The following is an 11112-nucleotide window of genomic DNA, read 5'->3' as shown; positions in this document are numbered from 1 at the left end:
AGCCGATGAGAGTTCTGACCGACTGACAACAATTAGGTTGCCAGAGCGTGGTCGCGAGTTTTGCGTGAATCACCAGTGGCTAGGTGAGCGGTCGCACTGCTGCGTTCAGTGTCATGCCGACGCTCAGAACTACTGACGCGAATGCACGCGGAAACAAGTCCCAAAGTACTTGGTGGGCTTTCACTAGGCCTCATTTGCGCGGAGGATTGATGGCTGCTTCGCTTTGGCCGCAGTATGATGAAAGAAATACTTGCGACAGTATTTGCCTGGGAAGATACCCAAACCTGAACCAAGGCCTCGGTTCCTGCTGTAAAAGCAGCAAGTTGCCTACAGGGCTGACCGTTTTTTCAATTTGCGATCTTCACGGTATTGAGGTTTCAGCGACGTATTTTGATAGGACTGCTCGGCTACCGTTTTGCCATATCTCAGACACCGTGGACGTAAAGGCATAGGCAAAACGTGTATTGCGCCCAATCTCACCATAGTACTGGGCTTGTTGCAGCCAACACTCTGGGTCAGATCGGGACGCTAATGCTGTTTTTTGCAGGTTCTGCCATTGCGGGTCATTGGGCACGATTTCAGAGCCGTCTTCCCGAACACCGGCACACATTCGGCACCAAAACGCTTCGGCCAGCGCCAGCCCGTTCACAGAAGATCCAGACGCCAATGCGTCGCGCAGCGATGGCAGCAGGAACCCTGGGTGTCGTGCCGATCCGTCAAACGCAACCCTGCGCGTCGTATCGTGAATCGCGGTGTTCGCAAATCGCGTCTCGACCAGCTCAAGATACTCTTTCGCGGTGGTTCCGGGAACGGCGTCGACATGAGGAAGAATTTCTTCGGATTGAACCTTTCCGAAAAACGCCAGGATGTCCGGATCCTGCATGCAGTCGGAAATCGTCGGGACGTTCAAGATTTCCCCGACATTTGCAAGCAGTTGGTGTCCCCCGTTCAAAATCCGCAGCTTCATCGTCTCATAGCTGTGAACATTGTGAGTCAGCGTCACCCCGACCTGTTCCAATGGCGGCCGACCTGCGCAAAAGTCATCCTCGATCACCCATTGGCGAAAGTTTTCGTGCGAGACCGGAGCGCGGTCATCGATGCCAAGTGCCCTGCATTGAGATACTACTTGTTCCGTCGTCGCCGGCACGATGCTGTCGACCATCGAGTTTGGGAACGCGCCGTTTTGGTCGATCCAGTCGGCCAGATCAGGATCGGACATTCGCGCCAAACCTACAACGCAGTTTCGCAGGATTGTCCCGTTGCCCTGAAGGTTATCGCAACTCAGCGCCGTGAAGGGGGTGATGCCTTTCATTCGTCGTTGTCTGAGGGCTGCAACCATGGCTCCGAAAACTGTGCGTGGTTGATTTGGGTTGGCCGCGTCATGACGAATGTCTTCGTGATGTGTATCGAAAGCGCCGGTATTGGCGTCCAGATAGTACCCGCCTTCGGTAACAGTTAAGGACACAATACGGATGGAAGGGTCTGCCATCTTGACGGTCAGCGCTGTGTTGCCCGGCTCAATCGGCAGGTAGTCGATCATCGGACCAATCACCTCGGCTGATACGCCGTTCGGATTCAGCTCGATCAGCGTTGTCAGGCAATCCTGCTCCAGCAGCTTACTTCGCATTTCGGCGTCGTAGCTTCGAACACCTGCGCCGATGATCGCCCAATCGCGGGCCTGACCTTGCTGCATAAGCTGGTGAATGTACCAGGCCTGATGCGCGCGGTGAAAATTTCCCAACCCGATATGCACTATGCCCGGCGTCAGATCCGAGGGGGCATATGCAGGTGTCCTGACTGTTACGGGCAGGTCTTCAAGCCTGTCACGCCGCAATCGTACCGGAGTTTTTGCGTTCGCCACGGGGTCCATCAGCTCATCCAGTTCCCACCATCGACGTTGTAGGTTTGTGCGACAATGTATTTCGCATCGTCCGACGCCAAAAACACCGCCATGCCGGTCAGGTCTTCGGCGCAACCCATTCGGCCATACGGCACAGATGCTGCCACTTCGCGTTTCTTTTGACCGGGGGCTTTGCCTTCGTATTTCGCAAAGAAAGCATCCACTCCGTCCCAGTGCTCGCCGTCAACCACGCCTGGAGCTATTGCGTTCACATTGATCCCATGAGTGATCAGGTTCAGCCCGGCAGATTGGGTCAGAGATATGATCGCGGCTTTGCTGGCGCAGTATACCGCGACCAAGGGCTCGCCTCTGCGCCCGGCCTGCGACGCCATGTTGATGATCCGGCCCTTGGTGCCGTGTTCGATCATATGGCGCGCGACCGATTGCATTGTGAACAATGCACCAGCGACGTTGATGTCGAAAACACGGGTGTAGTCGGAACGCTCGATCTCAACGATTGGTGCGGCCGTGAAGATGGCCGCGTTGTTGATGAGGATGTCGATGGGGCCAAGGCAGGAGGCTGTTATGGCGACGGCCGCGTCTATGCTCTGCTGTTTGGTCACGTCCATCTCGATTGCAATTGCATCCTCGCCAAATTCGGCGGCTGCGACCTGCGCGCGTTGAAAATCGATGTCAGCGATGGCAACACGTGCGCCCTCGGCCACATAGGCCTTGGCAAAGGCCAGCCCGATGCCCCTTGCGGCCCCGGTGATCAGGGCGGTTTTGCCTGCCAGACGTGTCATTCGATACGCAGACCTTGCGCGTCAAACCGGTGGATTACATCCGTCCGTGGGGTCAGGTGAATGCGATCTCCGTGACGAAATCCAACCTCGCCACCTGCACGGACGGTGATTGTTTCTGCCAGACCGGTTTCGTGCACGTGGAAAAAGGTATCCGATCCGAGATGCTCCGAGACGCTCACAACGCCGGACCAGTCCCCTTCGGTTTCAGAAACCCCAATATGTTCTGGTCTGATCCCGATGGTTTGAGCGCCGTGTTTTGCGGCCTCGGGCCCTTCAATGAAGTTCATCTTCGGTGAGCCAATGAAACCTGCCACGAACAGGTTGCGGGGCGATCGGTACAGCTCTAGCGGGCTTCCAACTTGCTCGATGACACCGGCTTGTAGAACGACGATCTTGTCGGCCATTGTCATCGCCTCGACTTGGTCGTGGGTCACGTAGATCATGGTGGTCGCAAGTCGCTCGTGCAGCTCGCTGATCTCCAACCGCATGCCAACCCGTAGCGCGGCGTCGAGGTTTGAAAGCGGTTCATCGAACAGAAACGCGGCCGGCTCGCGGACAATCGCACGCCCGATGGCGACACGCTGCCGCTGACCGCCGGACAATTGCCCGGGGCGTCGATCCAAGTAGTCGGTCAGGTTCAAGACGCTGGCTGCGCCTTCGACACGCTTGTCGATCTCGGCTTGATCCAGTTTCGCCATACGCAGAGGAAAGGCGATGTTCTTGCGTACCGTCATGTGTGGGTACAAAGCGTATGACTGGAACACCATTGCCAACCCTCGTTTTGCAGGTGGGACATCAGTGGCGTCCGCACCGTCGATGTCGATGGAGCCCGAGGTGATATCCTCCAGCCCTGCGATCAGACGCAATAGCGTGGACTTACCGCAACCCGAGGGGCCGACAAAAACTGTGAACTCACCATCCTCAATGGTCAGGTCAAGCGGTGGAATGACCTGCACGTCGCCGAAGCTTTTGGTCACGGACTTGAGTTGAATACGTCCCATGTGTCGTGTTCCTTATTTCACAGCGCCGAATGTCAGGCCGCGTACAAGTTGTTTCTGGCTGAACCAGCCAAGGATCAGGATTGGTGCAATCGCCATGGTCGAGGCCGCGCTGAGCTTGGCAAAGAACAAGCCCTCGGGGCTGGAATAACTGGCGATGAAGGCGGTAAGGGGGGCGGCGTCGACGGCCGTCAGGTTGAGCGTCCAGAACGCTTCGTTCCAAGCCAGGATGAAGTTCAACAACACGGTCGAGGCGATGCCGGGAATGGCCATTGGGGTGAGGACGTAGAGGATTTCCTCTTTCAGCGTCGCCCCGTCCATCCGTGCGGCTTCCAGGATCTCACCGGGAATTTCGCGGAAATAGGTATACAGCATCCAGACGATGATCGGCAGGTTGATCAGCATCAGGACCACGACCAACCCTCCACGCGTGTCCAGCAGGCCCAGACGGATGAACAGCAGGTAAATCGGGTAGAGCACGCCAACCGCAGGCAGCATCTTGGTGGACAGCATCCAAAGCAGGATGTCCTTGGTACGCTTTGAAGGCACAAAGGCCATCGCCCAAGCGGCGGGAACGGCAATGATCACACCCAGAATGGTCGAGCCACCAGCAATGATGACCGAATTCCAAAGGAACCGCATATAGTCCGATCGTTCTTGCACGATGGCATAGTTCTCAAGTGTCCAGTCGAAGTTCAAAAACAGCGGTGGGCTGGCAATGGCCTGCGCCTCGGTCTTGAAGCTGGTCAGGATGGTCCAAAGGATCGGAAAGAAGATCAGCAGTCCGACGGCCCAGGCAAGGGCAGTGTTCAGCGATTTACGGCGGGTTGTGACGGCGCGGGCCATGGTCTTACCTCCTCACGCGTCCAGGTTCTTGCCGACGATGCGCATGAGGAAGATCGCAACGATATTGGCAAGGATGATGGCATAGACACCTCCGGCTGATCCAAGGCCGACATTCTGGCTTTCCAGCACGCGCTGGAAGATCAGGTAGGTGAGTGTACGGGTGCCGAATGCGCCGCCGGTGGTCACGAAGATCTCGGCGAAGATCGACAGTAGAAAGATGGTCTGGATCAGGATCACGATCGTTATCGCGCGGCTCAGATGCGGCAGGATGATGTGGTAGAAGCGCTTCAGCACCGGCGCGCCGTCCATTTCCGCTGCTTCAAGCTGCTCACTGTCCAGCGACTGGATCGCTGTCAGCAGGATGAGCGTTGCAAAAGGCAGCCATTGCCACGAAACGATCATGATGATCGAGGTCATCGACGCCTCGGACAGCCACGAGATCGGCTCGGCCCCGAAAAAACGCCACAGATGCGCCAGCAGGCCGTTGACCGGGTCCATGAACATGTTCTTCCAGACCAGCGCGGATACGGTCGGCATTACGAAGAAGGGCGCGATCACGAGGATGCGGACAACGCCCTGACCCCACATCGGCTGGTCCAGGAGCATCGCCAGGAGGATACCCAGCACGACCGTTATGACTAGAACGCCGCCAACGATCATCAATGTCGCCTGCACCGCTGGCCAGAAAGAGCTTGAGGAGACAAATCGGACATAGTTGTCGAAGCCAACCCAGCCCAAGTCACCACCACGCAGGGGCAGATATTTTTTAAAGGAAAAATACAGCGTCATCGTCAGCGGCACGAGCATCCAGCCAAGCAGCAGGACCACTGCGGGTGCCATCATAAGGCGAGCAACGGATCGGGAATGTTCGGTAGCCATGACGCAAGACCTCTCTGTTCAGGCGTAGCTTAGCCTGCGAGATAAACGCGGGTTAGGGAAGGGTCTGGTGTGGCGGGGGGCAGGGGGCTGCCCGCCCGCTTCAGCTGGGGCCTCAGTAGCCTGCGGCTTCCATTTCTTCGGCAGTAAAGGCCTGAGCTTTTTCAAGCGCTTCTTCCACCGTTTGCTGTCCGGCATAGACCGCCGAGAACTCCTGGCTCACCTGCGTGGCGATGCCTGCAAATTCTGGGATCGCGACGAACTGAATGCCTGTGTAAGGCGTTGGTTGTGCGCAGCAGTTTTGCGGGTCGGCCATCAGGATCGACTCCAAGGTCATGTTCGCAAAGGGAACTTCCTTGTAGTTCGGGTTCTCATAGAGCGAGGTTCGCGCACCGGGTGGTACATTGGCCCAGCCTTCGTTTTCGGCCACCAATTCGATGTAGTCTTTCGACGTTGCCCATTCGATGAACTGTTTCGCCGCATCCTCTTGCTGTGTGCCGGCCGGAATTGCCAAGGCCCAGGCCCAGAGCCAATTGGCGCGCTTGTCTACGCCTTCCGAGTTCGGAGCCAGAGCGAAGCCGACCTTGTCTGCAACGGTCGAGTCATCCGGGTTGGTCACAAAAGACGCCGCAACAGTGGCATCAATCCACATCCCGCACTTGCCTTGCTGGAACAGGGACAAGTTTTCATTGAACCCGTTGGTGGCATAGCCTGCCGGACCCGATTCACTCATCATATCGACAAAGAATGTAAGCGCTTCTTTCCATTCGGGTTGATCGAACTGGGGTTTCCAGTCCTCGTCGAACCAACGCGCACCAAATGAGTTTCCGGTGACGGTAATGAAGGCACCACCTTCACCCCATCCGGCCTTGCCGCGCAGGCAAATGCCGTTGATGTCGTTGTCGCGGTCCGTCATCGCAGCCGCGGCTTCCCGGATAAACTGCCAGGTCGGTGCCTCGGGCATTTCCATGCCGGCCTTCTCCATCAGATCGGTTCGGTACATGATCATCGAACTTTCGCCGTAGAAAGGTGCCGCGTAAAGCGTTCCATCGTGGCTCAGACCGCCAGCCATAGCAGGCAGGATGTCGTCAACGTCATACTCGTCTGACATGCCGTCCAGCGGCACCAGCCAGCCATTTGCGCCCCAGATCGGCGTCTCATACATGCCGATGGTCATGATATCGAACTGACCGCCTTTGGTGGTGATGTCGGTGGTCACGCGCTGGCGCAGTACGTTTTCTTCCAGCGTGACCCATTCCACGTCAATGCCGGTCGCTTCGGTGAATTTGTCGGTATAGCCCTGCATCCGGATCATGTCGCCGTTGTTCACAGTGGCGATCGTGATGGATTGTGCATGAGCCGCTGCCGTTGCGACGAAAGTCAGTGCAGTCGCCGCACGAAGTGCGTTCTTCAGATACATCCCTGTCCTCCCTGAGCTTGGATGTCGTACAGAGAGCCTAGAGTGTAAGTTGTCGCGCCGTCAATAAAAACTTTACGCGCGTTAAAAATGTTGAATTATGCAGAATCCCTCAAGACAAGTCGCGCGGGGAACAAGGTTTCAGTGCGCGTTGAGAATTTCCCACCACTTTCAATGAGTTCGAACAGAGTTTCGACGCTTCGGCCGGCTACATTATCGTAGTCATGCGCAGCTGTCGTCAAAGAGGGACAGGTAAACTTTGCGAATGGGTGGTCATCGTTTGAGGCGACACGAAGCGAACAATCTTCTTTCCGACCAACCCGAATCCCTTGTTCGAAACAGGCTGCCAGAAAGCCGATGGCCAACCGGTCGTTGCTGCACAAAACAGAATCTGTCTTCAGCCCGCGCTCTTGCAGGACTTTCAATGCGCCTCGGTGGCCGATCTCTTCAAAGGCCCAGCCTGTGCCATCGACTTTAATGATATGTGGCTCGAAGCCCAACCGCTCCATCACGTCGACATAGGCCTTACGTCGTTTATTCGCGTTTGGGTTTGCGGGCGTGCGCATTTCAAAAAAGGACGGTGGCTCACCTGTCCTTGTCATGTACTCCACGGTCTGCGACACAAAGCTAAAGTTATCCGAACCGACAAAGGCTGCCCCCAGGCCATCAAGGTTACTGTCGAACAGGATTGTCGGCACATTGGCACAGAACTTTTCGATAGTAGATCTGTCCGAGGTACGCCCTAAAGGTGCCAAAAGCACTCCTGCGGGTTTCAAGGATTGCAGCCCATCCAAAATCTCGTTCTCGAGCTTTTGTTCGCCATGTGAGCTGAACAGGGATGGGCGATAGCCGGCTGCAATGCAGGATTGTTCCAGATAACGCGCGATTTCGGCAAAGAACGGATCGGCCAGATAGGGCACGACGATGCCAATATTCTTTGTCAGCTTCCGGTTTTGGTTCACTGCATAGATGTTCGGGCGGTAGTCAAACCGTTCCAGCGCCTCCTCTATGCGCGCTCGTGTTGTTGGGCGAACGCTATCGGGATCATGGAAATACTTTGAAACTGTAGGCCGCGATATCCCGCTTAGGGCCGCGAATTCTTCCATGTTCTTAATTTTGGTCATGCCAGTCTGCCTGCGGAACTCAGCCGCCTTAATCTTATCATGTTTTTACATATTCTTTGCGCGCGCCAAGAAAATCAACAGCCAGACAATTTCCGCATCTTTGTTTGGGCGAGGCGCGGGCTTCACAAACTCACTTTAGAAAACTCTTGATGCTAAAACAGGGCCACGCTGGGCTAGGTCACGGGCAAATGCTCCGGCGCTCTGGGTATAGTTATGGTCGACGCTAAAGTAACAATACTCGAATGTGAGCGCAGGTAAGACCCCGCAGGCGTTACAAAACCGTGGCAATTCCTACGGTGAAAGTTGACCGGGAATGGAGTATTGAGGCAAACCATTTCAGTCGCGAAGGCTAGTAGTTGAATCTCAGCCCAATTCCGGCACCTTGGTCATAGGGGCGGTCTGCACCGATGCCGATCAGAATATCAGCATAGAGCGCAACTCTGGGGCTGAGGTTCTTACCGATCTGGAATTCTGCAGTGGCGGGCCAGGCGTCATTCTCCCAATCGTATGGCGCTTTGATATCCGCTTTGATCCAATACCCATCACCAAACGGCTGAAGCGCAATCAGGCGCATCGCTGTTTGGCTGATATCGGTCGGACCGTTATAGGAAGCGAAGTGTTGGAGCAAAGGGATCAAAGTCAATCCGGTGTTCGCATTTGCAAAGGCGAACCCGCCAAATGGTGCAATCTGATCCGATCCGGTTCCGATGCCTTCGTTCGGCTCGCCAAAATCAAGTATCCACTCCAAACCAAGCGCGGATTTGACGCGCCAGGTGTCATTCAGGGGCTGCTGTGAGGGGAAATAGATCAGCTTGAAATTGGTCTTTTCAAATCCACTGAACCGCGTGCCGGTCGCGTTCGTCGAGTTGTAGTGAAGCTCATATTTCAGTTTCAGATCGGGGCGCAACATGTATGCACCGTCGATGAAAGCATCCTGACGGTCGGCATCCCCTTCGAGATCGAAATACTGATAGCGAATGTCGGTGTTGTTCACTGCAGCCAGTGGATTTGAAGCATTTTCTTCGGCTTCGGCGGCAGCACCCACCATAAGCTGCGCTGAGGTCAGGAAAGCAGAGCAAAGGGAAATTCGTGACATAGTTCACCTGACGGAATGGGTGCGGGTAATTAGACGGCGGCGGTTTGGTACCGCCGTCTGAATTCGTCATTGCCAGCTAGAGAAAACGTCTCGGGTCAGTTCGCTTTCAGGGCGAAGGTTTTCGATGCCTTCATAAGGCACACCTTTTCCGAGTGGCAGATGGGGGTGCTTTGCGATGGTTTTCTGGTGGCGCTTGACCATGTCCTGAAAGGACGCCCCGGACCAAAGCGAGTACCCGACAAGCGGATGTTCTTCACGTGGGTCGCGATAGACATTGAAAACGGGTGCCGCAGCGCCGGGCTGTCCAGGGGCTGGAAGATGCATCTTGAAATCTTGCTTGACCACCGAGCGTAAGACGGGCCCTTCGTAAACATAAACAAAGTCGCGGCGCGAATTGCCTTCGCCCTCAAGCAACAGCGCCGTCTGGTCAATACCGTCAATCACGCGGTCGCGCGGAATGTGGTCCGTTGCGCCTGCGATACGGGCAAAGGTTGTAAACAGATCCGAGACATGCACGATGTCACCTGCTGCGCTGCCCGGCTCAATCGCGGCGGGCCACCGGATGAACGTATCTGTGCGCACGCCGCCTTCAAGATGCTGCGTCTTGCCGCCGCGATAAATCAGTTGGTTCAGGCCGGACGCTCCTTCGTAGTGATACATCAAGCCATTGTCAGCCATGATCACGACAATGGTGTTGTCTGCTTTGCCGGTTTCATCAAGTTTGGTCAGCACATCCCCGATCCAGCCGTCCAGAACTTGCAACTTGTCGGCATGGAAGCCTCCATTGCGGGATACGGCTTGATCGGGATAGGCAAAGTTCAGTGGATAGAGCGGCCAATACTGCATGAAAAACGGGTTGTCCTGTGCTGCGAGCCGCTCAAGCTGCTCCAGTGCTTGCCGCTGATAGCGCAGGTTCATTTCCTCGTATTTAGCCTGAGTCCACTCTTCGCCCGGCGCCATGTCGACTTCGCGCGCCAGACCGCCAGCTTCCGCTTCCACGCCGGTTACCAGGCCGTAGGGTTTGAACCGCTCGTCCAGCTGGAATTGGTTCGACTGACCCGACGGATGGAAGCCAAGCATGTTGTTTGCAACCATGGCGTCCCGTGTCATCAGGCTGAGCTGAACCTGTTGATGCAAGGGGAAGGCCGCCCAATCAAAACCCTGATTGTGCGGGTAGGCCTGTTCTATATCGCCCTGATGCCACTTCCCGACATGCGCTGTGTTATAGCCTTCTTCCTTCAGGATTTCGGCAATCGTGACCTCCTCGGCTGAAAGACCTTCGCCAACCAACGCTACTTTGACCTCCTCCACACCGGCACGTACCGGATGGCGACCGGTCAGCATGGCCGTTCGTGTCGGTGTGCAGGAGGGCTCGGTATACATTCTCATCAAAGACATGCCTTGCGTGGCAAAGTCGTTGATGTTGGGCGTGTCGAAGCCGGTGACGTAGTTCATCGTCCGGTTGCCCATCTGACCAAAGCTGACATCGTCTATCAGAATGTAGAGGATATTGGGTGGCTTGCCGCCATTGGCGTCTCGGATCTCGGCAAGCTTTGCTTCAATTTCTGTATCCTGAGCATCCCATTGCTCTCCAAACTGTGCGCGAAGATATTCAAATTCTCCGTCACGAATGATAGGCGCATCCTGAGCAAAGCTCGCGCTTGCCGTCAGCACCATCGCCGCGGTGTGTATCAATACTGACCTCATTGGTATCCCTTCCCCGTGTTTGAATTACATCTTCCCCGCGCGCCGCAGCGATTGGGCAATTTCATCTCGAAGCCCATTCAGGGTTTCACGGATATCGCAGGCAAACCGGTCGGATTCACTTCCCGGCTCAGCGTTTATTGAGAGGTATTCTTCACTCAGAAGCTGGTAGTCCCTGCAAATCTCGTCGAATACAGCATCCCTTCGGCGTAAGTCCGCGATTGCGGCCTTGTTCTTGGGAAACAATGTATCAATGGCGTTGCTTTTCATTTGGGCGGCACGTTCGATGGGTAAGACGTTTTCTCGATCGAACAACAAATTCACTTCTCTCAATAGGTTTATCGGGGCATAATACGGTATAACGAAAGGTGTAACTTTTTGAAAAAATGAAGTTATCCGAGGATCATC

Annotated in this window: 10 protein-coding genes; all 10 read right to left on the bottom strand. The window is 55.5% G+C overall.

The annotated features are described in order from the left end of the window. Positions 1-361: 361 nt before the first annotated feature. On the bottom strand, positions 362-1870 hold the full coding sequence (locus tag GOV89_RS13425; protein WP_171238412.1) for a mannitol dehydrogenase family protein: 1509 nt from the start codon (positions 1868-1870) through the stop codon (positions 362-364). Next, positions 1870-2643: an L-iditol 2-dehydrogenase gene (locus GOV89_RS13420; RefSeq protein WP_171238411.1), complete on the bottom strand. Its 774-nt coding sequence runs from the start codon at positions 2641-2643 to the stop codon at positions 1870-1872. Before GOV89_RS13420 ends, GOV89_RS13425 begins: the two co-directional genes overlap by 1 nt. After that, positions 2640-3644: an ABC transporter ATP-binding protein gene (locus GOV89_RS13415; RefSeq protein WP_171238410.1), complete on the bottom strand. Its 1005-nt coding sequence runs from the start codon at positions 3642-3644 to the stop codon at positions 2640-2642. The genes GOV89_RS13420 and GOV89_RS13415 overlap by 4 nt, the downstream gene beginning before the upstream one ends. A 12-nt stretch (positions 3645-3656) precedes the next feature. Beyond that, complete coding sequence (locus GOV89_RS13410; protein WP_170614620.1) at positions 3657-4487, bottom strand: carbohydrate ABC transporter permease; 831 nt, start codon at positions 4485-4487, stop codon at positions 3657-3659. A 12-nt stretch (positions 4488-4499) separates the two neighbouring features. Beyond that, on the bottom strand, positions 4500-5366 hold the full coding sequence (locus GOV89_RS13405; RefSeq protein WP_171181732.1) for a carbohydrate ABC transporter permease: 867 nt from the start codon (positions 5364-5366) through the stop codon (positions 4500-4502). Between the two features lie 112 nt (positions 5367-5478). Beyond that, on the bottom strand, positions 5479-6783 hold the full coding sequence (locus GOV89_RS13400) for a sugar ABC transporter substrate-binding protein (protein ID WP_171181730.1): 1305 nt from the start codon (positions 6781-6783) through the stop codon (positions 5479-5481). A gap of 95 nt (positions 6784-6878) precedes the next feature. Next, on the bottom strand, positions 6879-7904 hold the full coding sequence (locus GOV89_RS13395) for a LacI family DNA-binding transcriptional regulator (RefSeq protein ID WP_171181728.1): 1026 nt from the start codon (positions 7902-7904) through the stop codon (positions 6879-6881). 349 nt (positions 7905-8253) lie between these two features. Then, a complete protein-coding gene (locus GOV89_RS13390) occupies positions 8254-9000 on the bottom strand; it encodes a hypothetical protein (RefSeq protein WP_171238409.1) in 747 nt (248 codons plus the stop codon). A gap of 66 nt (positions 9001-9066) precedes the next feature. Beyond that, on the bottom strand, positions 9067-10695 hold the full coding sequence (locus GOV89_RS13385; RefSeq protein ID WP_254451528.1) for a sulfatase-like hydrolase/transferase: 1629 nt from the start codon (positions 10693-10695) through the stop codon (positions 9067-9069). 36 nt (positions 10696-10731) lie between these two features. Next, entirely contained in the window at positions 10732-11022 is a 291-nt protein-coding gene (locus tag GOV89_RS13380) for a hypothetical protein (RefSeq protein WP_171238407.1), read from the bottom strand. Positions 11023-11112 lie beyond the last annotated feature (90 nt).

This window comes from Ruegeria sp. HKCCA5763, from assembly GCF_013034545.1.
Lineage (GTDB): Bacteria > Pseudomonadota > Alphaproteobacteria > Rhodobacterales > Rhodobacteraceae > Ruegeria.
The sequence above is the reverse complement of the archived record's forward strand: the minus strand, read 5'-3'. Positions and strand labels throughout refer to the sequence as shown.